25 protein-coding genes are annotated in these 25,808 nt (G+C 54.5%); 15 read left to right on the top strand and 10 right to left on the bottom strand.

Annotated features, from left to right (window positions below; translation table 11 throughout):
• Window positions 1-280 precede the first annotated feature (280 nt).
• The 6 genes from AC2FIT_RS06330 (at window position 281) to AC2FIT_RS06305 (ending at window position 8,165) form a co-directional block, all read left to right on the top strand.
• A complete protein-coding gene (locus AC2FIT_RS06330; protein WP_496827720.1) occupies window positions 281-964 on the top strand; it encodes a DnaA N-terminal domain-containing protein in 684 nt (227 codons plus the stop codon).
• Between the two features lie 308 nt (window positions 965-1,272).
• Window positions 1,273-4,062 carry a bifunctional aconitate hydratase 2/2-methylisocitrate dehydratase gene (locus AC2FIT_RS06325; RefSeq protein WP_496827718.1) on the top strand — a complete coding sequence of 930 codons (2,790 nt, stop codon included), beginning with the start codon at window positions 1,273-1,275 and terminating at the stop codon, window positions 4,060-4,062.
• Window positions 4,063-4,308: 246 nt separating this feature from the next.
• Window positions 4,309-5,241, top strand: a complete 933-nt coding sequence (locus tag AC2FIT_RS06320; RefSeq protein ID WP_496827716.1) for a response regulator — start codon at window positions 4,309-4,311, stop codon at window positions 5,239-5,241.
• A 19-nt stretch (window positions 5,242-5,260) separates the two neighbouring features.
• Entirely contained in the window at window positions 5,261-5,608 is a 348-nt protein-coding gene (locus tag AC2FIT_RS06315) for an Hpt domain-containing protein (protein ID WP_496827714.1), read from the top strand.
• A gap of 64 nt (window positions 5,609-5,672) precedes the next feature.
• Window positions 5,673-7,730, top strand: coding sequence for a sensor histidine kinase (locus tag AC2FIT_RS06310; RefSeq protein WP_496827712.1), 2,058 nt, complete (start codon window positions 5,673-5,675; stop codon window positions 7,728-7,730).
• 39 nt (window positions 7,731-7,769) lie between these two features.
• A complete protein-coding gene (locus AC2FIT_RS06305) occupies window positions 7,770-8,165 on the top strand; it encodes a response regulator (RefSeq protein WP_496827710.1) in 396 nt (131 codons plus the stop codon).
• 49 nt (window positions 8,166-8,214) lie between these two features.
• Here the strand turns inward: AC2FIT_RS06305 and AC2FIT_RS06300 are convergent, their stop codons facing one another.
• The 4 genes from AC2FIT_RS06300 to AC2FIT_RS06285 form a co-directional block, all read right to left on the bottom strand.
• A complete protein-coding gene (locus AC2FIT_RS06300; protein WP_496827708.1) occupies window positions 8,215-9,570 on the bottom strand; it encodes a sensor histidine kinase in 1,356 nt (451 codons plus the stop codon).
• Window positions 9,571-9,817: 247 nt separating this feature from the next.
• A complete protein-coding gene (locus tag AC2FIT_RS06295) occupies window positions 9,818-10,195 on the bottom strand; it encodes a response regulator (protein WP_496827706.1) in 378 nt (125 codons plus the stop codon).
• Between the two features lie 259 nt (window positions 10,196-10,454).
• Window positions 10,455-11,015 carry a TetR/AcrR family transcriptional regulator gene (locus AC2FIT_RS06290; RefSeq protein ID WP_496827704.1) on the bottom strand — a complete coding sequence of 187 codons (561 nt, stop codon included), beginning with the start codon at window positions 11,013-11,015 and terminating at the stop codon, window positions 10,455-10,457.
• Window positions 11,012-11,503: an HPP family protein gene (locus AC2FIT_RS06285; protein ID WP_496827702.1), complete on the bottom strand. Its 492-nt coding sequence runs from the start codon at window positions 11,501-11,503 to the stop codon at window positions 11,012-11,014. Before AC2FIT_RS06285 ends, AC2FIT_RS06290 begins: the two co-directional genes overlap by 4 nt.
• 429 nt (window positions 11,504-11,932) lie before the next feature.
• On the opposite strand from AC2FIT_RS06285, the gene AC2FIT_RS06280 reads away from it, so the two are divergent.
• Window positions 11,933-12,412: a CIA30 family protein gene (locus AC2FIT_RS06280; RefSeq protein WP_496827700.1), complete on the top strand. Its 480-nt coding sequence runs from the start codon at window positions 11,933-11,935 to the stop codon at window positions 12,410-12,412.
• Between the two features lie 51 nt (window positions 12,413-12,463).
• Here AC2FIT_RS06280 and AC2FIT_RS06275 read toward each other — a convergent pair whose 3' ends face one another.
• Both AC2FIT_RS06275 and AC2FIT_RS06270 read right to left on the bottom strand, forming a co-directional pair.
• The gene (locus tag AC2FIT_RS06275; protein ID WP_496827698.1) at window positions 12,464-12,628 is read right to left on the bottom strand and encodes a hypothetical protein; all 165 of its coding nucleotides are present in this window, start codon (window positions 12,626-12,628) and stop codon (window positions 12,464-12,466) included.
• A 24-nt stretch (window positions 12,629-12,652) separates the two neighbouring features.
• Window positions 12,653-12,898: a YdcH family protein gene (locus tag AC2FIT_RS06270; RefSeq protein ID WP_496827696.1), complete on the bottom strand. Its 246-nt coding sequence runs from the start codon at window positions 12,896-12,898 to the stop codon at window positions 12,653-12,655.
• A 173-nt stretch (window positions 12,899-13,071) separates the two neighbouring features.
• Between AC2FIT_RS06270 and AC2FIT_RS06265 the strand changes: the two genes are divergently transcribed.
• Window positions 13,072-14,004: a hydrogen peroxide-inducible genes activator gene (locus AC2FIT_RS06265; RefSeq protein WP_496827694.1), complete on the top strand. Its 933-nt coding sequence runs from the start codon at window positions 13,072-13,074 to the stop codon at window positions 14,002-14,004.
• A 42-nt stretch (window positions 14,005-14,046) separates the two neighbouring features.
• On the opposite strand, the gene AC2FIT_RS06260 is transcribed toward AC2FIT_RS06265, so the two are convergent.
• Both AC2FIT_RS06260 and AC2FIT_RS06255 read right to left on the bottom strand, forming a co-directional pair.
• The gene (locus AC2FIT_RS06260; protein ID WP_496827692.1) at window positions 14,047-17,190 is read right to left on the bottom strand and encodes an efflux RND transporter permease subunit; all 3,144 of its coding nucleotides are present in this window, start codon (window positions 17,188-17,190) and stop codon (window positions 14,047-14,049) included.
• Between the two features lie 12 nt (window positions 17,191-17,202).
• Entirely contained in the window at window positions 17,203-18,363 is a 1,161-nt protein-coding gene (locus AC2FIT_RS06255) for an efflux RND transporter periplasmic adaptor subunit (protein ID WP_496827690.1), read from the bottom strand.
• An 87-nt stretch (window positions 18,364-18,450) separates the two neighbouring features.
• Between AC2FIT_RS06255 and AC2FIT_RS06250 the strand changes: the two genes are divergently transcribed.
• Entirely contained in the window at window positions 18,451-19,092 is a 642-nt protein-coding gene (locus tag AC2FIT_RS06250; RefSeq protein WP_496827688.1) for a TetR/AcrR family transcriptional regulator, read from the top strand.
• Between the two features lie 90 nt (window positions 19,093-19,182).
• On the opposite strand, the gene AC2FIT_RS06245 is transcribed toward AC2FIT_RS06250, so the two are convergent.
• Window positions 19,183-19,647: an NUDIX hydrolase gene (locus AC2FIT_RS06245; protein ID WP_496827686.1), complete on the bottom strand. Its 465-nt coding sequence runs from the start codon at window positions 19,645-19,647 to the stop codon at window positions 19,183-19,185.
• Window positions 19,648-19,878: 231 nt separating this feature from the next.
• Between AC2FIT_RS06245 and AC2FIT_RS06240 the strand changes: the two genes are divergently transcribed.
• From AC2FIT_RS06240 to AC2FIT_RS06215, 6 genes are read left to right on the top strand one after another with little or no spacing between them, the layout of a single operon-like run.
• The gene (locus AC2FIT_RS06240) at window positions 19,879-20,694 is read left to right on the top strand and encodes a DeoR/GlpR family DNA-binding transcription regulator (RefSeq protein ID WP_496827684.1); all 816 of its coding nucleotides are present in this window, start codon (window positions 19,879-19,881) and stop codon (window positions 20,692-20,694) included.
• Between the two features lie 54 nt (window positions 20,695-20,748).
• Entirely contained in the window at window positions 20,749-21,723 is a 975-nt protein-coding gene (phnD, locus tag AC2FIT_RS06235) for a phosphate/phosphite/phosphonate ABC transporter substrate-binding protein (protein ID WP_496827682.1), read from the top strand.
• 56 nt (window positions 21,724-21,779) lie between these two features.
• Window positions 21,780-22,574 (top strand): phosphonate ABC transporter ATP-binding protein, encoded by a 795-nt coding sequence (gene phnC, locus AC2FIT_RS06230; protein WP_496827680.1) that lies wholly within the window; start codon window positions 21,780-21,782, stop codon window positions 22,572-22,574.
• The gene (gene phnE, locus AC2FIT_RS06225; RefSeq protein WP_496827678.1) at window positions 22,571-23,386 is read left to right on the top strand and encodes a phosphonate ABC transporter, permease protein PhnE; all 816 of its coding nucleotides are present in this window, start codon (window positions 22,571-22,573) and stop codon (window positions 23,384-23,386) included. Before phnC ends, phnE (AC2FIT_RS06225) begins: the two co-directional genes overlap by 4 nt.
• Window positions 23,386-24,201: a phosphonate ABC transporter, permease protein PhnE gene (gene phnE, locus AC2FIT_RS06220; RefSeq protein ID WP_496827676.1), complete on the top strand. Its 816-nt coding sequence runs from the start codon at window positions 23,386-23,388 to the stop codon at window positions 24,199-24,201. Before phnE (AC2FIT_RS06225) ends, phnE (AC2FIT_RS06220) begins: the two co-directional genes overlap by 1 nt.
• Window positions 24,198-25,103, top strand: a complete 906-nt coding sequence (locus AC2FIT_RS06215) for an HAD-IIA family hydrolase (protein WP_496827674.1) — start codon at window positions 24,198-24,200, stop codon at window positions 25,101-25,103. Before phnE (AC2FIT_RS06220) ends, AC2FIT_RS06215 begins: the two co-directional genes overlap by 4 nt.
• 59 nt (window positions 25,104-25,162) lie before the next feature.
• Here AC2FIT_RS06215 and AC2FIT_RS06210 read toward each other — a convergent pair whose 3' ends face one another.
• A complete protein-coding gene (locus tag AC2FIT_RS06210) occupies window positions 25,163-25,795 on the bottom strand; it encodes a YceI family protein (protein WP_496827672.1) in 633 nt (210 codons plus the stop codon).
• Window positions 25,796-25,808: the final 13 nt, after the last annotated feature.

The raw sequence follows: 25,808 nt of genomic DNA, 5'->3' as shown, positions 1-25,808 counted from the left end.
ACCCCCGATTTGGGGGGTCACTAAGCATCGAAATACCCCATTTAGGGGGACACAACAGAGAAATAGGGGGGCAGCCTGAATGTCCCCTATCACCATTACTTCACCTATTTTCTTAATTTTGATTGAGCCGGCATTACGGCACCATCGCATCAAACTCAGACTCCGCTTGACAGAATCGAGAGTTTGGACGCTAATCAGCACATCGAAATGAAAAGCGTTGGCAAACAGCGTGACACTGGTGGTATACTCCACCTAGGCAGACAGAGCAGTGAGAGCAGCAATGCAACTTGCAAAACCGGTTGGGCGAAATGCGTCCGCTGTAAAATATGATATATTATCGGCTCTGACCGTTCACGCCCTGTCTGGCGACAAGCACCTTCAGCGCAGCGTACTGCGAATAATCGTCCTGATCACCACCCGCTACAATTGGCGAAACAACGAACTTTCAATCGGGCGGCAAGAGATCGCGCGGCTTTGGTCGGTGAATGAACGCACCGTTAAACGTGAAATGGCGAAGTTTCGAACGATGGGATGGATTGCTGTAAAACGCCCGGCGGCACGGGGCAGGGTGGCGGTCTACGAATTGGATCTGAAGCAAATGCTGCTGGACACCTCTGAAAACTGGGCCACGATCGGTCCTGATTTCCGTGATCGGATGATGGACGAGCCCGAGCCGGATACCAATATTGTTCCGTTCCAGGCCAAACCCGCGCCGTCCGATGCAGAGGAAGGGGATGTTTGGGCGCAAGTGCAATCGATCCTGCATGGGCGCGACCCTGAACTTTGGGCCAGTTGGTTCCAGCATCTGACCGAGCTGGACAGGATAGGGGGGGTCGCGATTCTGATGGCTCCATCCCGCTTTATGGCCGATTACATCGCGCAGAAGTGGTCCGGTCGATTGTTGGCAGCGTACAGTCGCGTGGACCCTTCGGTGCGCAGCCTTCGTTTTGAGGCAGCAGAATAGCGGCTTGTGAACTATCCAACTCATTTGTCCATCTATCAGTAATAGTCAAAAACTCTATTTTGCGACCATTACGCAAGTAAGGCTACTTTGAACGTGGACAGTTAAAGCGATCAGGGCCGGTCACTCATTGCTTGGCTTGAGTCCGCGCTTTGCATTGATCGTGCTCGCGTCGCTTCACGTCGTCATGAGATGGTCTATTGAAACCTCAAAAAAATTAGTATACCGCTGCATACAAATTTCGACTGGGCTTCGCCAAGCTGCCGTAAACCCGATCCAAACCGCCACCAATAGCAAAAGCCGGAACAGCCATGAGTCTTTACACAGAATACCTAAGCGAGATCGAAACCCGAAAAGAGCAGGGGCTTCACCCCAAACCCGTCGACGACGGTGCCCTTGTGAAAGAGATTGTCGATCAGATCAAGGAACCCGGTAACGAACACCGGGCTGAATCGCTGAACTTCTTCATCTACAATACGCTGCCGGGTACAACCAGCGCCGCAGGTGAGAAAGCAAAGTTCCTGAAAGAGATCATCCTAGGCGACGTGGTCGTCGACGAAATCTCAGTTCCTTTCGCATTCGAATTGCTGTCACACATGAAGGGCGGTCCCTCGGTTGAGGTTCTTCTGGATCTGGCGTTGGGTGAAAACGCCGAGATCGCACAGCAGGCGGGTGAGGTGCTGAAGTCGCAGGTCTTCCTGTATGATGCTGACACGGACCGGTTGAAGCAGGCTTTCGAGGCCGGCAATGCGATCGCAAAAGACATTCTGGAAAGCTATGCCAAGGCTGAGTTTTTCACGAAACTGCCCGAGATCGAAGAAGAGATCAAAGTCGTGACCTATGTCGCTGCGGAAGGCGATATTTCGACCGATCTGCTGTCACCGGGCAATCAGGCGCATTCGCGGTCTGACCGGGAACTGCATGGTAAGTGCTTTATCTCGCAAAAGGCGCAGGATGAAATCGAGGCGCTGAAGCTGCAGCATCCTGACAAGCGCGTTATGCTGATCGCCGAAAAAGGCACCATGGGCGTTGGGTCATCGCGGATGTCGGGCGTCAACAACGTCGCGCTGTGGACCGGTAAGCAGGCAAGCCCATACGTACCGTTCGTCAATATTGCACCCATCGTCGCGGGCACCAATGGCATCTCGCCCATCTTCCTGACCACTGTAGGTGTGACAGGCGGTATCGGGATTGACCTCAAGAACTGGGTCAAAAAAGTGGATTCCCAGGGCAACCCGATCCTGAACAACGATGACAGCCCGATCCTCGAGCAGGAATACTCGGTGGATACCGGCACAGTCATGACCATCAACACCAAAGCGAAAAAGCTTTTTGACGCTGATGGCAAAAAGGAACTGGTCGACCTTAGCGCATCTTTCACACCACAAAAGTTGGAGTTTATGAAGGCTGGCGGGTCGTATGCCATCGTCTTTGGAAAAAAGCTTCAGACATTTGCCGCGCAAACACTGGGTGTTGAACTGAAATCGGCTTTTGCGCCATCAAAAGTGGTCAGCCACGAAGGTCAGGGTCTGACCGCGGTCGAGAAGATTTTCAACCGCAACGCAGTTGGTGTCCCGGAAGGCACCACCCTGCATGCCGGGTCGGATGTGCGCGTAAAGGTGAATATCGTCGGATCGCAGGACACCACCGGCCTCATGACCTCGCAAGAGCTTGAGGCGATGGCCGCTACCGTCATCTCGCCCACCGTGGACGGCGCGTATCAGTCGGGCTGTCACACCGCCTCGGTCTGGGACAAGAAAGCGCAGGCCAACATTCCGCGCCTGATGTCTTTTATGAACAGGTTTGGTCTGATCACCGCGCGTGACCCCAAGGGCGAGTATCATTCCATGACCGACGTGATCCACAAGGTGCTGAACGACATCACCGTGGATGACCGCGCGATCATCATTGGTGGCGACTCGCACACGCGGATGTCCAAGGGCGTGGCGTTTGGTGCGGATTCGGGCACCGTTGCGCTGGCGCTGGCGACCGGTGAGGCCACGATGCCGATCCCGGAATCGGTCAAGGTGACATTCAAGGGCAAGATGGCCGACCACATGGATTTCCGCGATGTGGTGCATGCAACTCAGGCACAGATGCTGAAGCAATTCGGAGACAACGTTTTCCAGGGCCGCATCATCGAAGTTCATATCGGCACCTTGCTGGCGGATCAGGCGTTCACTTTCACGGACTGGACGGCCGAGATGAAAGCCAAGGCGTCGATCTGTATCACACAGGATGAAACGCTGGTTGAATCGCTTGAGATCGCAAAAAGCCGTATTCAGATCATGATCGACAAGGGCATGGATAATGAGGCTGGCACTCTGCAAGGCCTGGTCGACCGTGCCGACAAGCGAATTGCCGAGATCAAATCAGGTGAGGTGCCTGCATTGACCCCGGATGCGGATGCGAAGTACTTCGCCGAAGTTGTAGTCGATCTGGACGAGATCAACGAACCGATGATCGCTGACCCGGATGTGAATAACGAGGACGTCTCAAAACGGTACACCCACGACACGATCCGCCCGGTGTCCTACTATGGCGGTGAGAAAAAGGTCGATCTTGGCTTCGTTGGCTCTTGCATGGTGCACAAGGGTGATCTGATCATCGTGTCACAGATGCTGAAGAACCTTGAGAAGAAAAACGGCAAGGTCGAATTCAAGGCGCCTCTGGTTGTTGCGGCCCCCACCTACAATATCATTGATGAGTTGAAGGAAGAGGGCGAGTGGAACACTCTGCAGGAGTATTCGGGCTTTGAGTTTGACGACCTTTTCCCGAAAACCGCGGCACGCACCGAGTACGAGAATATCCTGTACCTGGAACGTCCGGGGTGTAACTTGTGCATGGGCAACCAGGAAAAGGCAGCCAAGGGCGATACGGTGCTTGCGACCTCGACCCGCCTGTTCCAAGGCCGCGTGGTCGAAGACTCAGCCGAGAAGAAGGGTGAATCGCTGCTCGCCTCAACACCGGTTGTTGTTCTGTCCGCAATCCTAGGCCGGACACCGAAGATCGATGAGTACAAAGAGGCCGTCGAAGGCATCGACCTGACCCGCTTTGCACCGGCCGCGACACCGGAAAACACGAAATCGGCGCATTTTTAAAGCCGGTCCTCGGCTGGCTCTCATCAGGGGGCCAGCCTATTTCGTTTCTGCGCAGATAATTTGTTACTTCTGGCGTGTCAGTGTCGCAACGTGACCACGTGACATGGTGTTCTACAGCCCTTCTTTATAGTTTGACAAATTTACAACCTTACAAAGGTTAAGTGACCCGATCAGTAAACTCTGGATTGAATCTCGTCGCCTCGCACCCCTATAAGGTGGGGCGTCTTGCTACGGTCAGAGTAGAAAATGAAACTTCTTGTTGTCGACGATGATCCAACTTTTACCGAGCTGATGGTGGCAGAATTGTCGCTGCTTGGCCTGGATTCTGTTGATGTGGTTCATTCCGGGCAAGATGCGTTGGACTGCATTTCCGCGTCACAGATGCCCTATGATTGCTATTTGGTAGATGTGGAAATGCCAGGCATGAACGGAGTTGAGCTGTGTGAGAGGATAACGACAAACCCTCTGACCAAACGCGCGCCCGTGATCATGGTCAGTTCAAGCGCGTCGCTGGAGCATATTGACGGCGCTTTCGCGAAAGGTGCCACGGATTATTTGAACAAACCCCTGCAACGGCGTGAGCTGCAAGGCCGCATGCGGATGGTTCAGGCGTTGGCGGCGCAGAAGCACAAACCGACCTTCGCCAGTGAAAACAAAACAGACGCAATGGATCCGGTCAGCCTGTCCGAGATCCCCAATTGCATCGATTACCTTGCGATGCAGAACTATGTCCTCAAACTTGGGTCGTTGCGGATTAACAGCTTTATCGCGTTTGGCATCCATATCGTGAACCTGTCGGACGTGTTTGCCAATAAGGACCAAAGTGGGCAAATGGATGCGCTGATGGACGTTGCGGAAATGATCAGCGAAAGCTTTGGCGGCGCAGAATTTCTGATGTCATACGCGGGGCAGGGCGACTACGTCGTGTTGTTGCCCCGGGCGCGCGGATTCGACAAAGACGCGTTCGAGGATCAGTTGGAGCTCAAGTTCAGTGAACTGACCGATTGGTACAAGAGCGCAGGTGAAGTTGGACCGGTGGTTCAGATTGGCGATCCGATTTATCGCAATCTATTCTCATTCAAAGCGCCGGATGATTTACTGGATGTGGCGATAACCGGGGCAAGAAGCGCGCAGCGCGATAATTCTGCAAGCGCGTCGTCCAAAGGCGGGTTCGTGTGAGACGACCATTGTAAAGCACATGACACAGTCGCCAGAACACATACAGATCTACGAGCGCAAACTTCAGATGTTGCGCCAAAAGTTCATTGAGGGGCTGCACACCCGCATTCTGACTCTTGAGCAGTATGCAATCGAATTCAGGGCGGGTGAAAACAATCATGAAGTATTGGATGCAATCCGGCACGAGTGTCACAAACTGGCAGGTGTCGCAGCGTCCTTCGGGTTTCCCGATATCGGTTCGCGCGCAAGTGAAATCGATACGGCCATAACTTCGGGTACGATGACGCGGGACGGGGTTTCCGAGTCACTGGAAGACCTCATGAACGAAATGGAAGACTTGCTGGACAACGCTCAGACCAATAGCTGAAACGATCTTTCTTGGATTGCGCGCCACGCACTGAAAATAGTCGGAATTACAGGATGTTCGGCAGATGATCATAGCATCAGGACACAAAAGCTCGGCCCGGCGCCAGTTGCGAATTCTGACAGCCATTTATTCAGGCATCATTCTGATCGCCATCGCGTCATGGTTCATTCTGGATCGCGCCTATGTTTCGGCCTCACGCAAAGCGCAACAGGACTCCATGCAGCAACTTGTGGAGATGGTCGGGGTGCGCGCGGACGAAAGGTTGCGCGGCTATGGGCTGATCGTTGAAGGACTGGTGAACATTCTGGCGTTTGACGGCCAGCTTAGTCAGGATGACTTTAATGCTCTGGCGAATATCGTGATCCAAGACAACCCAAGCATCATCAGTGTTGTCCGTGCGCAGGACTATGTGGTTACCGATGCCTATCCTACGGCTCACAACTCCGCCCTTGTTGGGGTGGATTTCCAGGATCTCCCCGAGGTGAAGGAAAGCCACGATAGGACAATCGCGTCAGGGGAATTTGTCGTCTCTGGCCCTATTGATCTGATACTAGGAGGGCGTGGTTTGATTTTTCGTCGCGCACCCATGATCGGTGAGAATGTAGTCTATTCTATCGTCGTCGATTTTGAGTCCTTTTTGAGCGAAATAGGAATTCGACTTGACGACACCAATCTGCAGTCACTCAGTGCCGTTCGAAAAACGAATGCCGAGGGGGGCAGCTTGGATCACGTTTTTGGCGACCCTTCGGTATGGGGGCATGATCCGGTTGTGACAGATATCTCTTTGGGTGAGATTTCTCTTCAGTACGGAATGGCACCTGCAAATGGATGGAACGCGCCGCTGCAGGGTCGGCAAATCATTGGAACCCTGATCCTTTTCCTTGCTTCAATTGGAATGTTCGGCGTCAATTACGCACGTCGCCTGATCCGGGACCGATCCCAGGCGCGGCGCCAATTGATGACAGCTATAGAATCCATAAGAGACGGGTTTGTCATCTATGATGCGAATGACCGCCTGTTGATGTGCAATGACCAGTATTTGAATTATTACGCTGAGATGGCTGATCTGATGAAACCCGGCGCCAAGTTCGAGGACATAATCCGTGCTGCCGTTGATCGTGGGCTGCACCCGGAGGCGGTTGGAAACGAAGAGGCATGGGTCGCCCAGCGTATCGAGCGTCACAAGAATCCGGGTGAACCGTTTGAACAGCTCCTGAGCGATGGTCGCTGGCTCAAAGTTGCCGAAGCCAAGACCCGCAGTGGTGAGACTGTTGGCTTCAGGGTCGATGTGACTCAGCTAAAAAATGCGCAGAGAGCTGCGGAAACGGCAAACAAGGCAAAATCGGATTTTCTGAATAACATCAGCCATGAATTCCGTACGCCGTTGTCGGTTATCGTGGGCTATTTGTCATTCCTGAAAAGCAACAACTATCTACCAAGCTACAAGACTCTGGCCTTGGAACTTGCCGACAATCCCAAGGCTCTGGCCGCATTGGAAAAATTCTCGGACGAAGTTGCAACATTTTCGGGGAAGGCCGAAAGATCAGGAAAGCACCTTCAGGATCTGATAAATTCGGTCCTTGATTGGGCCGTGGTTAGCGAAGACAGCGTTGAACTGAATCGGTCTCGCTTGAACTTGGAGCAACTTCTGGGATCGCTGGTTGAGGACTTGCAGCAAAAGGCGCAGGAGAAAGGCATCGAACTGCGGGTATCCTTGTGCGAGGTTTGGTTAGACGGGGATGAGCTACGCCTGCGGCAGGTATTTTTGAACCTGCTGTCGAACGCGCTGAAATTCACCGAGGTTGGTTGTGTGTCCGTATCCATGACCAAAGTGGCGGACCGGGCCTATGTGACGGTTCAGGATTCCGGGCCCGGGATTCCCGAAGACCAGAAAAATAAAATCTTTGAACGCTTTGCGCAGGTCGACAAGTCATCACGCCGCAACCACGCAGGCACGGGCCTGGGGTTGGCCATCAGCAACAGTTTCGTGAAGCTGCATGGCGGTCACATAGATGTTCGTAGCAACCCCAACGAAGGGAGTATCTTTACTGTGGAGTTGCCGTGCATCGACGTGCAGACATCTGAAATCGCCGAAGGCGCCGCGTCGGTGAGCGCGAAGTAAATCAGGAAGCACCAAGTTGGGGAACGCGGAAGACGATCAATGGGCGAACTAAGAACCATCCTGCACGTTGATGATGATGACGACATTCTGGTCCTGGCCAGAATGGGGTTCGAGATAACAGGCGACTTCAGTGTCCATCAATGCAGGACCGGAGCGGATACGCTTGACAGGATTGGTTCTGTGAACCCTGATCTTTTGCTGCTGGATATGATGATGCCGGATTTGGACGGCATAATGCTTTTGTCAAAGATCAGAATGATGCCTGCATTTGTGAACCTGCCAGCCGTATTCATGACCGGTAGCGTTGCATCAGGCGGGCAGGGTGCCACAGAGTTACCCGGAGTGATCGGTTTTATCATCAAACCGTTCGATCCCCTGACGATCGCGGACCAGCTCAAAACGATCTGGGCCGAACAGGGCATGGGGCGGACCTGAGCAGTCTTGAAAATTAGCCTCGTGGCCTGTCAGCAGGTTTGCGGGTGGTTCAGGAACCGAAGACCGGGCCAGACGTCGGCAGCTCGACGATAAATGTTGTGCCGGGGCCGGTGTTCTTGGTGTAGGAAATCGAGCCGCCCAAAGCATCCATGATACGCATCGAAATATTCATCCCAAGGCCAGTACCGCCGATCTTGCGTGTGTCCGATGCATCGATCTGAGAAAAATGGTCAAAAACAATTTCATGATCCTCTTCTGCCAAACCGATCCCGTGGTCGCGAAACAGAACACGGGCCTTGCCATCCCCTTCCTGAAGCGAAACCAAAACTGTACTTTCCGGTGGTGAAAACTTTGCGGCGTTTGCAAGAATGTTGGCAAAGACCTGTTTCAACCGGATTTCGTCGACATTCACCCAAACCGGTGTCTGGTGTAGGTCCGACTCAATGGCCACACCCAAGGAGTCTGCAAAAGGCTGATTTTCGGCAACAGAGTCCGCGATAACGTCCACAAGGTTGGATTTCTCGCGTGAGATTTTCATTTTTCCACTTTCGACGCTCTGAAGATCAAGTATTTCGTTAATCAACATCAACAGCCGGTCGCAGTTTCGCTGGGCCACGTCGAGGACAAAGCCAACCTTGTCCGGCAAGGCACCCAGTTTCCCCGAGGCCGCCAAATCAACCGATCCCTTGATTGAGGTTAGCGGTGTGCGCAACTCGTGGCTCATCGTCGAGACGAATTCGGTTTTTGCCTTGTACGCCATTTTCGATTTCTCATGTTCCTTGCTCAGGCGGTCCATTTGGCCAAGTTGCGTGCGGTAAAACCCAAGATAGCTTCGGGAACTGTCAAGAACGAAGGTCAGTACAAAGAGGCTGGTAAAGAACTGGGCCCAAAGTTCGGATTTGATCGGCGCGTCGGTCAGAACGATGTCGCGCAGTGGAATGAACAGGAAGGCGGCTGTAAAAATCACCAGTCGTATGATGAGAACCGACAGCAAATGATGGCTGTGCATGGCTGCAAACAGCGCGCCGGAAAACAGAAAGAACAGTGACATGAAATGCGTTGTCGGGCCTTGAATGACCGCGATCCCGATCGAGTATGTCACGATGATGGCAGTATTGATCAGCGCGCCTGCATACAGAAATGGTAACCGCTTTCGCGCCGAGGCAACATCGCCCGGATCAAGTTTTAGAACTCGTTTAAAAGACCAAAAATCAAAGATCTCGGATGCGATGACAAATAGCGCAAGAATACCGGCAAACTGTGCGTCATAGTAAAATGCGGCAAGGCCAAGGGTCGCGACGTAGATGATCTGCCTTTGCCACACGAGTTTGACGCCGACGTGGCAGTAGTCTCGCATTTGTTGCACAAGCAGGAGGGATTGGTTTTCTTCTACAGGCTCTTTCACGGCCGGATGCAAATTCGTCAAACGCCACGTCCTTTGTTTGCCCGATAGCAATTCGATAACCTGTGCTGCTTGGCTGCCACACCCGCAAAGGTTGAAATGTTCGGGCTCAGTATATCCGGAAAAGTGGTCAGGGGTAGGGTAAAAACCTTGCACAAATACTACATTTAGAACAAGCGGCACGGTCAATCTGTTTGTGCCCGGTGCAAAAGGCTGTTCGGGGCCATCTAAACTGCGATAGGAAAACGGTTCACTTATTCAATATCGCGTTTAACTGATCCGGAAGGGCGATTGGATCGAAGGGTTTTGTGATGCAATCCACCTTGTGCCATCCGACAAGTGTTTCCTTAAAGGCCTGATCTGTTTTTGCCGTCATGAAAACCGCAGGTGTTTCCTTGTAAGGGTCAAGTTTCCGTAATTCCCGCAACAGCTCGACCCCATCCATTTCCGGCATCATTACATCAAGCAGAAAAAGATCCGGCTTCAGCCCGGTCAGGTTATCCAGCAAAGCCCGGGCCGAGTTGAACTGCGCAATGTCGAATCCCCCGACCACCTCAAGCGACATGCGCGCAATCGAGATGATGTCTGCGTCGTCATCGACATGCACAACTTGCGCTTTGTGTTCCATTATAAAAACCTCGGTTGTTTGGTCGGGTCGGCGGCACCAAAATAGTAACCGTCAAACTGCACGATGTCAGCGAGGCTTTGGCCAATATGCCGCAAATCCGCTGATTGGGTCACAGCTTAGGTCGACACTGCATCAGCGACGATTTTGCGGAGGAGAAGAAAGCTTTTAAAATGTGGCATTCACGGTAGGCAGGGGAGTGTGGCAAAGGGGCAAGGTCTTTTACCAACTTGCAAATGTCCCGCCAAGAGCCCTGTCAACGCTATTTGTTTGCGCCCGGTTTTATCCGCAAATCTCGGATGAGCGCGTGGAACGTTTCGGCTTTATCAGTGGCGCGGGCCAGTATGATGCCACCCTGGATTGTCGCGACAATCCTTCGAGCCTGAAACATGGCGTCTGAAACTGTGGGCTGCAGCCTTTCAAGGCACGCGGCAAGTGATGAAATCCATCTGTTAAAATATGACCGGATCGCATCAGTAAACTGGTCCCGGGTCGCGTCCAGTGCGAAGGCGCCAACAAGGCAAATCCGGTTGCCACCTTCGAAATAGGCCGTAACCGCATCCAGCATCTTGTTTATAGCGGCTGGCGGCGGCAGAGAGTCCAGAATGGTGAACACATTTGTTTCAAACCACTGCGCGACATGCGTAAGGACCGCGGCCGCCATTTCTTTCTTTCCACCGGGAAAAAAGTGGTAAAGGCTGCTGCGGCCCAGTCCGGTGCGGGCAGAGATGATGCCGATGCTTGCCCCATCATATCCGTGATGTCGGAAGACTTCGGCAAGAATAGGGATGACGTCATCTCTTTCCGCGACGGTGCGTGTCATTTACCGGCCCCTTGTGGATATACCTGCCCACTCAGCCGATGAAAGAAACTCGCCAGAATTACAAGAACTATTGACCCAGAGAGAACGGGAAATACCAGAAAAAGGAACCCTGGGTCAGCAGCGAAAACGACCAGCGGGTTGGCGCCTGCCGGGGGGTGTGTCACGCGCAAAGCAACCATAACGGCAATAGCAAGCCCCACGGCAAAGGCCAAGGCCCACCATTCGTCAGGCAACCAAAGGCGCATGAGCAGGCCAACCAGGCTGGCTGCAAAATGGCCGCCAACGACATTGATGGGTTGTGAAAACGGGCTTGCCGGAGCGGCAAACAAAAGGACGCAGGTTGCGCCGAAGGGTGCCATAATGAGCGCCAGATGGGCGCTGTCGGTCAAAAGCCGCAGGCAGGCTATAGCCAGAAGCCCACCTATACCTGCAAGAACAATGAGCCTGACACTTGGCGTTGGGAGGCTTCTTTCAAAGTAACGGTGCATAGCAGTTCCTGTAACGATCATTCCAAACTGTAACGCTCGGTACATAGCTGACCTCAGGGGGTCAATCGTCTTCGATTGCGTTGACGCTTTTTTGATCTAGCCGAGAGCAGGCCCGCCAACGACCAATCCGTTCCACGCGGGTTCATTTTTGTACGCGCACTGAAGGCTTGGTGCCAAACAAACGTTCGGATTGCCTGTTTTGGCAACGCATGGTCTGGGTTTCATCAGTGTTGCGGGACGCGCGTGGCCCAGACTTGCTGGCGTGGGGCGTCAGTCCAGGTTTGTATTCATAACCAGTCGGGGTAATACTCGGCAGGGTTTTCGAACACTTATTAGCTGGGAGTTTTATTGATGCGGCTGCTTTTGCAACGGTCATTCATAGTAGTTTTGTGTTTGCTTGCACCCATCACTGTCGTTGCTGAGGACATCATGATTGAGAATTTCAAGGCGCAGCCAGAGACGCGCTGGCGCTTTTTTACCGATAATGTGATGGGCGGGGTTTCTACCGGGACGGTCGCTTTTCTGACCGAGGGCGACACGACTTATGCGCGCATGACTGGCAGTGTGAGCACCGAAAACAAGGGTGGGTTCATCCAAATCCGGATGGATTTGCCTGATGGGGCGCCACAAGATGCAACCGGTGTGCGCATTGTTGTGCGCGGCAACAGCCAGCGGTATTTTGTGCATCTTCGCACCAGTGGAACCGTGCTTCCATGGCAATACTACCAAGCAGGTTTTGATGCGAAAGAAGGCTGGAGCGAATTACGCCTTCCCTTTGAAGCATTTGAACGATCTGGTCAGCTTCTTCGCGCTGTACCCCGTGCGAGCAGTCTGAAATCAATCGCCGTTGTCGCGTTTGGCCGGGACCACAACGCGAAAATTGATGTCAGCGAAGTTGGGTTCTACTGAAAAGGCGAAGCCCCGCACGAGAGGGGTCGCGCGGGGCAAACGACCCAGGCTCTAGCGGTCGTTGGTCTTGCGCAGCGTCGGACGTTTGTCTTGGTTCTGAGCAGGCTTTTTGCTGGCTTTCGGGCGTTCGTTTTTTTGCCCGGTTTCGCCATCGTCAAGAATGGCTTGCTTCATGTCCGTAAGGTCCGTGCTGTGGAAATACTTGAGCCCTGTCATTTGATACATCTGTGGAAACATGGGTTACCTCTGCGGGTGTGGGGGCTGGTTCGGGTTCATGGCGCTGAGCGTGCGCAGCAGTCCGTCGTAATGTGACATCTGGTCCTTCAGCTTAAGCCGACGGCGTTTGAGCTGTTGCAAAGATATGTTGCAAGGCAAAGGCCGCTTAAGCTCATCCGCGATCAGCTTTTTCACTTCGCGGTTCTTTATGTTGAGTTCAGCCAGACGTGTTTTTAAGGAGAAGGTTTTGACACGGGCAGTTGGGGGCATCTTAGTCTCCTTTCGCTGTTGGTGTTCGAGGGTGCATGGGTCAGCTCGCCACGCGGTCTTCTGATCAGGGGCGCATTTTCCGCTACCCTGAACAGATGTGGGTCGAATTGAACCTTGAAAAAGATAATCATATATGTGGAATTGATCGGAAAAACCTATTTAAAGGAGATGTCGTGGCAAGCGGCGTGACGTTGAAGCAACTGTCTTACTTCGTGGCACTGACCGAGGCTCAGCACTACCGGCGCGCGGCCGAACGCCTTGGTATCAGCCAGCCTTCGCTAAGCCAGCAGATTGCCGGTTTGGAAACGACACTTGGCGTCGAATTGGTTGAACGTGGCCAGCGCGGGGCGATCCTGACCCCCGGCGGGCGCGAAATTCTTGCGCAGGCGCGGCGCATATTGGAAGAGACTGAGGCGCTCAACGCGTTGGCCAGGGATGCCAGTGCCGGTGTAAGCGGGACCATAAGGTTGGGGACATCGCCGACGCTCGGCCCTTACTTTTTGCCTCATGTCATGCGGCGTCTGCGAACCTCTTATCCGTCGCTCAAACTTATTGTGCGTGACGCCGCCCCGCTTGTTTTGCAGGAAGAGCTTCTTTTGGGTCAACACGATCTGATCCTGACGCAGCTTCCGGTGCGATCAGCTGACGTAGCGGTCGAACGCCTGTTTCGCGAGCCTCTGAAGCTGGCCGTGGCGCAGGATCACGCGTTGTCCGCCAAGTCGCAAGCGCGCGATGCCGATCTGGCGGGGCAGGATATTCTTGCGCTGACATCAAGCTATGCATTGCATAACCAGATTGTCGCCTTGTGCGAGGAGGTGGGTGCCAACCCGCGGCAGGACTATGAAGGCACCAGTCTGGACGCGTTACGGCAAATGACGGCCCTGAACATGGGCGTTTGTTTCTTGCCTGCGCTATACGTGCGGTCCGAGGTTTCGCCTGACACGGGCGATGTCGCAATTCTGTCGTTTCGAAAGGACCGTTTCACACGCTCCGTCGGGCTGGTCTGGCGCAAACGTTCTGCGCATAAGCGGACCATTGATAGCATTGCGTCAGTTATCCGCTCAGTCGCGCGTCACAAGTTTGCCGGTTTGGTAACGCCGGAGTGACCCCTTGGGTGTCTTTCTGCAGGGTCAAGAACGCCGCCGCAGTTATTCCGCGGCAAGCGAGACAACGGCGTTTCCCGTTGCGCCGGGGTTTGGGCTGGACCGACCCTGTTTTCTGAACCGTCCGCGGTAGACCAAGGCAAAGACTGGTGGCGTGAAGTAGAATGTCACGAACGTCGACAGCAAAACTCCGCCCGCAATGGCGACGGCAAAAGGCGGCCAGAAGGCACCGCCGTCCAATATCAGGGGAAGGAATCCGCCAAACGTCGTCACGGTGGTTGAGATGATGTGGCGGCTTGATCCGGTGACAACCCGTGCCATGGCATTCCTGTCGCCGCGGCTTGCCTGAGCGTCTTGCTGCAATCCGGTCAGGATGATGATGGCTGCGTTGATCGCAACACCAATTGACCCGATGACGCCGATTATGGCTTGGATACCAAACGGGAATTGCATGATGGCCAGGGACAGCATGGACAGCCCGGCTGACAATACGCAGACCACCAAGGTGACAACCGTAAGTCGGAAAGAGTTAAAGGTCAGCACTATGGTTGCAATCGAAAGTGTTACGATCAGGCCGACCGAAGCCATCAGATTGCCAATGGTACTCGACCGCGCATCGCTGTCGCCGCCCAAGGTCATCGTGTAGCCGTTGGGGAGAGTGAAGCCGGACGCGTCAAGCGCCTGCAATACGTCCCGAAGGGCTTCTTCGGGCAGAACTCCCGGAACGATGAACGCCTGAATCGTGTTTTCGCGAATTCCATCCGTGCGGGTTATCACGCTTTCGGCCGGCTCAATTACGGGTTGGGCCAATTCCGAAAGCGGCACGGCCGGAAACGCACCTGTGGCCGAGACAGCAGCCGCGTTCGGTAGCAGGATGGGCATGCTCACAATCGTGCTGAGATCCGAGCGGACCTCATCCCCAAGCCGCACACGGACAGGCAGTTGTTCTGTCCCCTCGATCAGCGACCCTCCCGTCACACCGACAAGCGCGGTATCCAGTTGGGCGGCGATATCGGCAACGTCCAATCCCAGAAGCCGGGCTTTGACCTCGTCAATCTCGAACCGGATCTGAGGATTGCCGCCGTTGACGCTGGCCCTGGCCTGCGTCACCAGATCAAGGTTCGCCATGATTGACCGGATTTCATCGCCAAGGTTGCGTAGAACGGTGATGTCTTGTCCCTGTATCTTGACCTCAACCGGCGCGGCAACCGGCGGGCCCTGCACCAGATTGCGCACAATGATCTGCGCATCGGGGAAATCTGTGTCCAAACGGGTCTGCAAATCGGCGACAAGTCGGGCCGCGTCGTCCGCGGTGTGGGTCGTGATCATCGCTTGCGCGAAACCCGGCTCGCGTGAGCGGTCGCCAACGATATTGTAGTAAAAGGCTGGCCCAGATTCTCCGATCGTCCAATAGACGCTGCTTACGCCCTCATCAGCCAACAGCATCTGATCGATCTGCATTGCCGTTGCCTGAGTTTTCGTGATCGACGTACCACCCGGCATGTCGACCTCGATATAGAACTGATTGCGGTCCACGCCCGGAAAGAACTGCGCCGTAAGTGTTGGGAATGCGGCAAAACCCAGCACCGGCAGGACCAATGCCAATGCGATGGACCGGACCGGATTTGCAACCGACAATCGGATGGACGCTTCAAAAACGCGGGCGAGGGGAGGGATGCTGATGCCGCGGCTCAGTACACCTGCGTCGGTTTTATCTGACAAAAGCCAACCTGCAACCGCCGGTGTCACAGTCAGGGCAACAACCAACGACCACACCAGCATAAGAACCACGGCGATTGCGATGGCACCAACAAAATCACCGGCAGGCCCGGGAAGAAGGATCATCGGCATAAAGGCCAGCGCCGTTGTGACGGTGGACGCCAACAGGGGGGCAGCCAGCCGACGGACGGCATCCTGAACGGCGGTGACGCGCGCCATCCCGTCCTGCAGACGACGCCGGATTTCGTCGGTCATTACGATCGCCGCGTCAACGAGCAAGCCCAATGCGACGATCAAACCGGTTACAGACATCTGGTGAATGGGTAGGCCGATCATGTTCATAGTCGCCAGCGTCGCCAAAGACACGACGGGAAGAACAAGGGCCACGATTGCTGCGGCCCTGAAGCCAAGCGTTATAAATAGAACACCAACCACGAGCGCCACGCCAATTGCCATGTTCTTGCCAACCTCGGTCAGGCGATCCGACGTGTATTGGCTTTGATCAAAAAGCAATATCTCCTGAATTCCCAACGGAACCATAGCGGCGCCAGCCTTAAGCTCCTGACGCAAAAACCCGGTCCAGCGGTCGATCTGAACACCGTCTTGTGCCAGCACTCCGACCAGTACGGCGGGCATTCCATTGGCAAAGGCGAGAGCAGATTGCGGGTTTCGCGCGCCACGATCAACGCTGGCGATGTCGCCAAGCTGCACCACGGCCCCTTCGGCACTTTGGCGCAGAACGATGCTGCGCAGACGGTCGAGTGTTTCGATCTCGCCGCTTATGTTGATCGTCAGATCCACGTCGGATTGCAGTCGGCCCGACTGAACCTTGCCATCAGCTTCGGCAATCCGCTGCGAAATCTCGGCCGCGCTCAGACCCAAAGCCGCGGCCTTGTCCATATTGACGCTGACCAGAACCTCTTCTTCGGGCTGTCCAAAGTAATCCACCGCGCGTGTGGCGGGGATTGTGCGCAACCTGTCACCCAAGGATTCGGCGTGACGCCGAAGGAGAGTGACCGGATAGTCTTTGCTGTCCGCCGACACAGCGATAACCGCCGAATAGGCCGAGATACCTTCGGCATCGAAATCTGGTGTTAGAACACCGGCAGGGAAATTCTGGCTAGCATCATCAATGGCATCACGGGCTTCGGACCACACCTGTTCAATGGTGGCTTCGTCCAGTGTTTCAAGCAGCTCTACGGACACGACCGATACACCGGACCGCGACACCGAACGGATTTCATCCACCTCGGCTATTTTTCGAAGCTCTTCTTCGATTTCTGCGGTGACAAGCGCTTCGACCCGCTCCGGGTCGGCGCCCGGAAATTGCGTTGTGACCGTAGCAAAAAGATTGGTGATGGTCGGATCTTCCTGACGTCCAAGCGACAGGAAAGACGACAACCCGGCGGAAACCAATACTAGGACGATCAAAGCGACCAGTCTTGGGTGGCGAAAAGTAAGAGTTTCCATGGCCAATCTCCGTCACTCACTGGGGTCGAATGTGACGCGCTGACCAACCGTGACGCGCTGTGGCCCCTGGTCGATCAGGACAGTGCCGTCTGGGAATGAACCCCTAACGAAAACGCGTTCATCTTCTGCGTGCAAAACCTCAACGCTCGCCACGCGAACGGTTTTTTGCGCATCTGCCACCAACAGCGTCCACTGTCCGCGCGCTCCCTCTTTCAAAGCGGTGGTCGGCACCCAGGTCCCGACACTTTCGACCGGATCGTGGACGTGAACGCGCGCCGTCTGACCAAATGCAACGTCGAGCCCGTTCTTGAGATCAAACAATGCGGTTCGGGTGCGGGTAAGAGGGTCGATATCCGGTCGCAGCGTTGCAAGTACTGCTTGGTAAAGCACATCGGCAATTTCAATTTCTACGTTCGACAAAATCGACGGGTTCACATCAAGCGGTATGCCTATCCGAACCTGGGGCGAAAGAACTTCTACCATGCCCAGTACCATCTCACCTGATTGCAGCGTTTCGCCGCCATCCACGTGGCGTGAAGTTATCCGGCCCGCAAAAGGAGCCTCGATGCTGGATTTTTGAATTCTTACGGTCACGTCGCGCAGGGTTGCGTCCAGTTCTCCGATCCTGGAAAGCAACTCATCCTGTTGTGCGACGGCCTCGTCCAGACGGGCCTGACTGGTAAAGCCCTGACCAATGAGCTTGGTATTCCGTTCGACTGTCTTTTCGGCAAAAGCAAGCTGGGCGGCGATGGCATCGCGCGAGGCCGTCAAGCGATCCTGTTCAACCTCAAGCAATGCGATATCAAGGGTTGCCAGCAACTGACCTTTTGCGACCTCTTCCCCTTCATCCACCAGTATCTTGTCCAACCGGCCATTCAGTTCGAATGATATATCGGCGGACCGCTGTGGTTCGACCTGGCCGATGAAAATCCGGTCAACGGTGAAAGATGTTTCTTGCTTGATCGGTGTCACCGATACAGGCGTGACCGCGGCAGCATCTGGTGCCGGTACGGCATTTGCCCGGCGCGTCAACTCGGATGCCCCGAGATATACCGCCCCCGCCGCAATGGCGAAGACACTGACGGTCAGGCCAACCCGAACCGTGCCGCGCAAAAGGCGTGACAACAGCTTTGGTCTTTTTGGCTCGGACGGGCTTGTGTCTGGATTCGGCATATCGGAACCTCGTCAAGTTAGTGTCTCTAACATATGTTAGAACGCCTTACTTTGACAAGAGGTCCGTGATCTGCGACATCTTGGATCATGACAAGCACAAAAAATTTTTTGACCAAAGACAGAAACGCGCGGCCTGAAACCGCGAGCAAAAAGGCCTATCACCACGGTGATCTTCGCGCGGCTTTAATAGACGCAACCCGGCAGTTGGTTGAAGAAAAAGGGCCGGACAGTTTTTCGGTTTCAGACGCTTGCCGCTTGGCAGGTGTTTCTACGGCAGCACCCTATAAACACTTTAAAGATAAGACAGAAATGCTTGTGGCGGTCGTGCTTGAGGGGATGGCGCGGCATCGTGAAAACATGCTTGCCGCGCTTGAGGGTATCCCCGAGGGATCACCAGAACGCATTACGGCGATCGGGATGGAATATGTTGCCTTCGCGCTGAACGAGCCCGGTATTTTTCGGTTGAAATTTGGCGGGTTCACGGATCGTATTTCTGACCCCCGCCTGGATGAAGGAGGTCAGCAGAGTTTTGAGATTCTACTGACAGAGGTCGCCAAGTGCCTGGGTGAGTCGGAAATAACCGCAGAGGTGCGTCGGCGTGGTTTCTTACTGTGGAGTTTTGTTCACGGTCTTTCATTCATCTTGCGCGACCATGGTCTTGCTGAAAAAGGTGAGGAGTTCGACTTGCAAACTCTTCTCGACGATGTTGCGGAACGAATGCTGAATTGATTGCGACCTGTACTAAAGGGTCGCCAATGCCTGCGGCCCTAATAGTATGGACCCAATGCGGCCGTATTTCTGCATCTTCGGCACCCCTGCCTACGCAGCTTTTCGAAGTCGCTTTATGACGGCCTGAGCTTCTTGATTGTCTGACAAATCCCTAAAAAAGTGCGACAGGTCTTGTTCCGCCACCAGCTTTGCGGCTTGGTCAGGCGAAAACCAGTCACGGGTACGTTCATCCTTTTCTTTCCAGCGTCGCTTTAGCTTTTCAACGACCATGGGGAAAACAGTTACACGACAGCGGACATCACTTTTGTCTTCGTACTGTTTGTCATAGAAAAAATGACTGATTGGTCGTTTCGAGACAACGCCAACCGCACCTGCTTCTTCCAATGCTTCGATTTCAGCGGTTCGCCAGGGCTTTTTACTGTCCACCACCCATCCTTTTGGAACAACCCACCGTCCCGTGTCACGAGACGTGACCATCAGAACGCGAAGATTACCGCTCTTGTCCCAGCGGATCGGAAGTGCCGCGATCTGCTCTGTCCATTCATTCTGGCGCATGTATTCCTACGTTTCTGCCAATCGTTTTATAGCCAACCTGACATTGACGAGCCCGGTGCATACGCCGGTCGGTTGACTTTCTCAATGTGTTCCACCTGATCATGCTCGCTTAGTTGAACAGCGTTTTCGGTCTGTCGAATTCTCACATTCAATGAGGGCTATGCAACAAATAATATTGCAAAATGACCGAAAGCCCACAAAAGTGAACAAGAAATTTGGTCGAGCCATGGGATGCCCGAAACAAAACCGCGCATTGTGAAACATGAAAAGCCTCAGGACCGGGTCAAGAAATCCGACCGGCGCCAGCAAATTTTGCTGGAGTTGAAGCTGCGCCCGCATGTTCGCATCAACGAATTGGCGCAACGTTTCAACGTCTCGACCGAGACAGTGCGCAGGGATTTCGAAGCCCTGTCCAGTGACGGCCTGATCGCACGCGCGCACGGTGGCGCATCGGCCCCGACGCAAGGGCATTATCCAAGTCTGGATGAACGGACCAGCGCCCAGCTTGAAGAGCGTGAACGAATAGGCATTTGTGCGGCTGGCCTGGTGCAGGATGGCGAGACGGTCATGATCGATTCCGGCTCGACCACCATCGAGATGGCGCGCGCGCTGGCCTATCTTGGAACTGAATGTACGGTGATTACCAACTCCATTCCCGTTGCAATGACCCTTGGCCACGGTGCTATTCAGGTTCTGCTGTGCCCCGGAGAATACTTGGCGACTGAATCCGCAACAATTGGAACCGAGACGCTGGAATTCCTGTCCCGTTTCGACGTCGACCGGTGCATGATCGGATCCTCGGGGTTTTCAACAGAGGGACCTTCGGAAACCGTTCGGGGCTTTGCCGCAGTCAAAAGGATGATGCTGACGCGCGCCACGAAACGCCACCTTCTGATTGCGTCCGGGAAATTCGGCCGCAAGGGATTGACGTTGGTTCAGGGCTTTCCCGGACTGGATTCGATCATCACCGACGCAAAGCCGAAGGGCGAGTTGCTCAGGGCGATAAACAGAGCCGAGGTCGATATTCTCGTAGCCGGCAAACACTGAATTGGAAGATTAATCGCGGTCTGCAAAAAAACCGCGCAAACCTGGGAGGAAAACATGAAAATCGACATCAAACTACTTATCGGGGTCTCGGCAATTTCGCTGTTGTCGTTGGCTGGCACGGCTTCGGCACAAGACTGCCCGCGCGGTGATCTAGATGAGCGGTTTTGCGACGCTGACGGCGACCTGATCGCAGATATTCCAACCGATCCGTCGCAACTAATTGACCCCGACACCCTCATATTTGCCTTTACTCCCGTTGAAGACCCCGCAGTATACAAATCGGCGTGGTCGGATTTCCTTGATCATCTTTCGGCAGAAACCGGCAAAGAGGTCGTTTTCTTCCCGGTTCAAAACAACGCTGCCCAGATTGAGGCGATGCGATCTGGTCGTCTGCACATTGCAGGTTTCAATACAGGTTCGAACCCGCTGGCCGTGAACTGCGCCGGTTTCCGGCCATTTACAATCATGGCAGCAAAGGACGGCAGTTTCGGCTATGAGATGGAAATCATCACATATCCCGGCTCGGGAATCGAAAAAGTCGAGGACATCAAGGGCAAGCAACTTGCCTTTACTTCGCCTACGTCGAATTCCGGCTTCAAAGCGCCTTCAGCAATTCTGAAAGGCGATTTCGATTTGCTGCCTGAGCGTGATTTCGAGCCGGTCTTTTCGGGCAAGCACGATAACTCGATCCTTGGTGTGGCCAACAAGGATTACATGGCGGCCTCTATTGCGAACTCGGTAAAGTTCCGCATGATCTCGCGCGATGTCATCAGCGAAGATGACGTTGTCACGATCTATAAATCGCAGACCTTTCCAACGACCGGCTATGGCACTGTGTATAACTTGCAGCCAGAGTTGCAGGAAAAGATACGCAATGCGTTCTTCAGCTTCGAGTGGGAGGGTACATCGCTCGAGGAAGAGTTCTCGAAGTCGAACGAAGGACAGTTTCTTGAAATGACGTACCAGGAGTTCTGGGACGTGATCCGCAAGATTGACGCGGCAAATGGCGTCTCATACGCCTGCGAGTAATACCTATCCAAAGCGGGCCTGACCGGCCCGCTTTCCACCCTAAGCAGGGGCAATACATGCTGCGTCTTCAAAAGCTGACGAAAACATACAAAACCGGGGATCAGGCGCTTAAGGCAATTGATCTTGAGGTGCCAAAGGGGCAGGTGCTTGCGTTGATCGGGCCGTCTGGCGCGGGCAAATCAACCATGATCCGCTGTATCAACCGCCTGGTTGAACCATCCAGCGGCGGTGTCCTTTTGGACGATGTGGACCTGACCCGGCTGGGTTCAGGTGCATTGCGGAAAGCGCGCCGCGAGATGGGCATGATCTTTCAGGAATACGCGTTGGTCGAACGCCTAACCGTGATGGAAAACGTCCTGTCGGGGCGGCTGGGATATGTCGGTTTCTGGCGCAGTTTTCTGCGGCGGTACCCGCAGTCGGACGTTGATGAGGCCTTCCGCCTGCTGGATCGGGTGGGTCTGCTGCACATGGCCGACAAACGCGCAGATGAGCTTTCAGGCGGCCAGCGTCAACGGGTCGGTATCTGCCGTGCCCTGATTCAAAACCCGAAACTCTTGTTGGTTGACGAACCGACAGCCTCATTGGACCCGAAAACCAGCCGTCAGATCATGCGGCTGATCACCGAGCTATGCCATGAGCGCGGTTTGGCAGCGATCATCAATATTCACGATGTGGCCCTTGCGCAAATGTTTGTGCCCCGTGTCGTGGGTCTTCGGTTTGGAGAAATTGTTTACGATGGTCGACCGACAGGCCTTACCCCAGATAAGTTGACCGAGATTTACGGCGAAGAAGACTGGGAAGCGACCATTGAAAAAGTGGACGATGACGAAGAAGTCGAGGCTGCAGAATGAGCCACAGAGAACTTGATGACATGCTGGGAAAAGGCTGGCGTAAACCAGCTTTTGTCAAAAATGCATGGCTCCGCTGGGCTTTGATTGTGGGTTTTTTCGCCTATCTGATCGCAGCGTTTCTGACCATCGACGTCGATTGGGGTCGGGTTTACGAAGGTTTGGACAGGGGCTGGGCGTTTGTTATGGCTTTCACGAGCCCGGACTTTATTTCGCGCTGGGGCGATATCTGGAGTGGCTTGCTTGAAAGTATCATAATGACCGTTGCTGCATCGGTTGTGGGTATCTTGATTTCGATCCCAATCGGATTGGGCGCGGCACGCAACATTGCCCCGCTGCCGGTCTACATCGTGTGCCGCGGCATCGTTGCCATCAGCCGGGCCTTGCAAGAGATCATCGTCGCCATTTTGCTGGTGGCCATCTTCGGGTTTGGCCCGCTGGCAGGGTTCCTGACACTTTCCTTCGCCACTATCGGGTTTCTGTCCAAGCTGCTCGCCGAAGATATCGAGGCGATGGACAAGGTTCAGGCCGAGGCAATCAAAGCTTCTGGCGCGCGTTGGATGCAGTGGATCAACTACGGGGTTCAGCCGCAAGTCATGCCGCGCCTCGTCGGGCTTTCCATGTACCGCATAGATATCAACTTTCGCGAAAGCGCGATCCTTGGATTGGTTGGGGCTGGCGGGATCGGCGCAACACTTAATACCGCGTTTGACAGGTATGAATACGACACGGCCGCCGCAATCCTCATTCTGATCATCGGGATCGTTATGGCGCTAGAATACCTTTCAGGCATTATCCGAGCGAGGGTCCAGTAATGCCCGTACTTGAACGCGACGATGCGCAAATCTGGCGCAGGCGGACTACGGGCCAAAGCCTGGTTCGCTGGTTTGGGTGGCTGTTGGGCGTGGCGGTCTTTGTCTATTGCTGGCAGCTGATTTCAGAGTCTACGACCTGGTTCTTTGTTTGGGACGCACCCCGCATTGCAAATGACATATGGACGCGTGCGACACCGCCCAAATGGGATTATATTACCCAGTTGGGCCGCCCGATCTGGGATACGCTCAACATTGCCACGCTTGGAACGATCATTGCCTTGATCCTGGCAGTGCCCGTGGCCTTTCTGGCCGCGCGGAACACCACGCCATCGGCGCTGTTTATCCGACCCATAGCCCTGTTGGTCATCGTTTCGACACGCTCGATCAACTCGTTGATCTGGGCGCTTTTGCTGATCGCAATCATCGGGCCCGGCGTTTTTGCGGGTGTCATTGCAATCGCCATCCGGTCAATCGGATTCTGCGCCAAGCTGCTTTATGAAGCTATCGAGGAAATCGATCACAGCCAGGTCGAGGCCATCACGGCGACAGGTGCGTCGCGGTGGCAGGTCATGGCTTATGGGATCGTGCCGCAAATCCTGCCCGCGTTTGCTGGCATTGCGGTGTTCCGCTGGGATATCAATATCCGCGAGTCCACGGTTCTAGGGCTGGTTGGTGCTGGTGGCATCGGGTTGCAATTGTCGGCCTCGCTTAATGTTCTGGCGTGGCCGCAGGTCAGCCTGATCCTGATTGTAATTCTCGTCGCGGTCATGATCAGTGAGTGGGTTTCGGCAAAAGTCCGAGGAGCGATCATTTGACCGGGGTCACAACTCAGGACGCTTTTGACGCTTACGAAGCCGTGCGCCACCGGCTGCCGGAGATCGCCCCGGCTGAGGTGACCTATCGACACGCCGATACGCTGGAGGATATCGCGGATGAGTTCGACGTGTTCCTACTTGATGCGTTCGGAGTTCTCAATATCGGGGAAACCGCGATCCCTGAAACGCCTGAGCGCGTCAAGTCGCTGCAAGCCGCAGGCAAGCGCGTGCTGGTTGTGTCGAACGCCGCGGGATTTCCGCACGCGACCCTTATGGAAAAATATACACGGCTTGGTTATGATTTTGCGCCGCGTGATGTGATTACCAGCCGGGCTACGCTGCTCAGCGAACTCAATGGTCAAAGCGGGCTGCATTGGGGTTTGATGGCGACACCAAGCGCGGGCCTTCGGGATCTGGAAGGTTTGAATCTGACTTATCTACAGGATGATCAGCACGCCTATGACGCCGTAGATGGGTTCTTGCTGGTCGGGTCGGCAGCTTGGACCGAACAGCGACAGGCAATGTTGGAAACCGCCTTACTTGCGCGACCGCGCCCGGTCTGGGTCGGCAATCCGGACATTGTTGCGCCGCGCGAAGATGGCTTTTCAAAAGAACCTGGTCTTTTTGCGCACCGCCTGGCCGACCGGACCGGAGTTGTCCCGCAGTTCTTCGGAAAGCCGTTTGGCAATATCTTTGATCTTGCATTTCAACGCCTCGGCACTGTTGACAAATCTCGCGTCCTGATGGTCGGCGACAGCTTGCATACAGACATTCTGGGCGCCCGTGCCGCTGGTGTGGCGTCGGCGCTTATTTCTGGTTTTGGCTTTTTCGCAGGGCATGACGTAGGGCACGCGATCGAACGGGCAGGCATTGTGCCTGACTTTGTTGTCACCCGCCCCTGAACGCCTCGGTCGTTCCAATTTGCGCATTGGCCTTAGGGGCAAATGCGGTACATGCGGTCTCAGTTGTCGCTTTTGATTGCTTCTGTTTCGATGTTGATAGTGACTTCGTCACCGACAAGCCCGTTGTCAACGCCGTAGGTCATTCCAAAGTCACTCCGCATAATCGACGTATTCAGCGAAAGCCCAAGCACCTCACGGCTGTGTCCGAACGGATATTCCGCAACTTTGTTGAGCGTTGCGTTCAGGGTCACTGGTCTGGATTGGCCCAGAATGGTCAGATCACCGGTGACAGTACCAGAGTTTGTATTGGTAGGATTACCGCCATTTGCCGTGAACGTTATTTCGGGAAAGGTCGACGCATTCAAAAAGTCGCGGTTGCGAACATGGCTATCCCGCGCATCGTGGAAGGTCGTGACAGATTCTGCTCGGATGGCGACCTGAACATCGCTAAGTTGCTGAGTTTCCGTGTCATACAGAAAACTGCCGGTGACCTCGGTGAATACGCCCAGGGTTTTTGCATAGCCGATATGATCAATCGTGAAGTAAACCGTCGTGTGATCGGGGTCGAGGTCGTATCGAGCCATATCGGCCAGAGACGCCGTTGCGAATACGCCGAAGACGGCAGTGGTACAAAGGATTTGCTGAATTGGTCTTCTGCCAAGCGCAAACTTTGGTTTTTGCGTAATTCTCATCGCCTGCGGCCCT

The organism is Ruegeria sp. YTSA135, from assembly GCF_059610165.1.
This window is presented reverse-complemented; position numbering and strand designations above follow the sequence as displayed.

What these genes read in the sequence shown, in the direction of transcription:
- AC2FIT_RS06330 (WP_496827720.1), top strand. Translation starts at nt 281, where the DNA reads ATGCAACTTGCAAAACCGGTTGGGCGAAATGCGTCCGCTGTAAAATAT.
- AC2FIT_RS06325 (WP_496827718.1), top strand. Translation starts at nt 1,273, where the DNA reads ATGAGTCTTTACACAGAATACCTAAGCGAGATCGAAACCCGAAAAGAG.
- AC2FIT_RS06320 (WP_496827716.1), top strand. Translation starts at nt 4,309, where the DNA reads ATGAAACTTCTTGTTGTCGACGATGATCCAACTTTTACCGAGCTGATG.
- AC2FIT_RS06315 (WP_496827714.1), top strand. Translation starts at nt 5,261, where the DNA reads ATGACACAGTCGCCAGAACACATACAGATCTACGAGCGCAAACTTCAG.
- AC2FIT_RS06310 (WP_496827712.1), top strand. Translation starts at nt 5,673, where the DNA reads ATGATCATAGCATCAGGACACAAAAGCTCGGCCCGGCGCCAGTTGCGA.
- AC2FIT_RS06305 (WP_496827710.1), top strand. Translation starts at nt 7,770, where the DNA reads ATGGGCGAACTAAGAACCATCCTGCACGTTGATGATGATGACGACATT.
- AC2FIT_RS06295 (WP_496827706.1), bottom strand. Translation starts at nt 10,195, where the DNA reads ATGGAACACAAAGCGCAAGTTGTGCATGTCGATGACGACGCAGACATC.
- AC2FIT_RS06290 (WP_496827704.1), bottom strand. Translation starts at nt 11,015, where the DNA reads ATGACACGCACCGTCGCGGAAAGAGATGACGTCATCCCTATTCTTGCC.
- AC2FIT_RS06285 (WP_496827702.1), bottom strand. Translation starts at nt 11,503, where the DNA reads ATGCACCGTTACTTTGAAAGAAGCCTCCCAACGCCAAGTGTCAGGCTC.
- AC2FIT_RS06280 (WP_496827700.1), top strand. Translation starts at nt 11,933, where the DNA reads ATGATTGAGAATTTCAAGGCGCAGCCAGAGACGCGCTGGCGCTTTTTT.
- AC2FIT_RS06275 (WP_496827698.1), bottom strand. Translation starts at nt 12,628, where the DNA reads ATGACAGGGCTCAAGTATTTCCACAGCACGGACCTTACGGACATGAAG.
- AC2FIT_RS06270 (WP_496827696.1), bottom strand. Translation starts at nt 12,898, where the DNA reads ATGCCCCCAACTGCCCGTGTCAAAACCTTCTCCTTAAAAACACGTCTG.
- AC2FIT_RS06260 (WP_496827692.1), bottom strand. Translation starts at nt 17,190, where the DNA reads ATGGAAACTCTTACTTTTCGCCACCCAAGACTGGTCGCTTTGATCGTC.
- AC2FIT_RS06255 (WP_496827690.1), bottom strand. Translation starts at nt 18,363, where the DNA reads ATGCCGAATCCAGACACAAGCCCGTCCGAGCCAAAAAGACCAAAGCTG.
- AC2FIT_RS06250 (WP_496827688.1), top strand. Translation starts at nt 18,451, where the DNA reads ATGACAAGCACAAAAAATTTTTTGACCAAAGACAGAAACGCGCGGCCT.
- AC2FIT_RS06245 (WP_496827686.1), bottom strand. Translation starts at nt 19,647, where the DNA reads ATGCGCCAGAATGAATGGACAGAGCAGATCGCGGCACTTCCGATCCGC.
- AC2FIT_RS06240 (WP_496827684.1), top strand. Translation starts at nt 19,879, where the DNA reads ATGCCCGAAACAAAACCGCGCATTGTGAAACATGAAAAGCCTCAGGAC.
- phnD (WP_496827682.1), top strand. Translation starts at nt 20,749, where the DNA reads ATGAAAATCGACATCAAACTACTTATCGGGGTCTCGGCAATTTCGCTG.
- phnC (WP_496827680.1), top strand. Translation starts at nt 21,780, where the DNA reads ATGCTGCGTCTTCAAAAGCTGACGAAAACATACAAAACCGGGGATCAG.
- phnE (WP_496827678.1), top strand. Translation starts at nt 22,571, where the DNA reads ATGAGCCACAGAGAACTTGATGACATGCTGGGAAAAGGCTGGCGTAAA.
- phnE (WP_496827676.1), top strand. Translation starts at nt 23,386, where the DNA reads ATGCCCGTACTTGAACGCGACGATGCGCAAATCTGGCGCAGGCGGACT.
- AC2FIT_RS06210 (WP_496827672.1), bottom strand. Translation starts at nt 25,795, where the DNA reads ATGAGAATTACGCAAAAACCAAAGTTTGCGCTTGGCAGAAGACCAATT.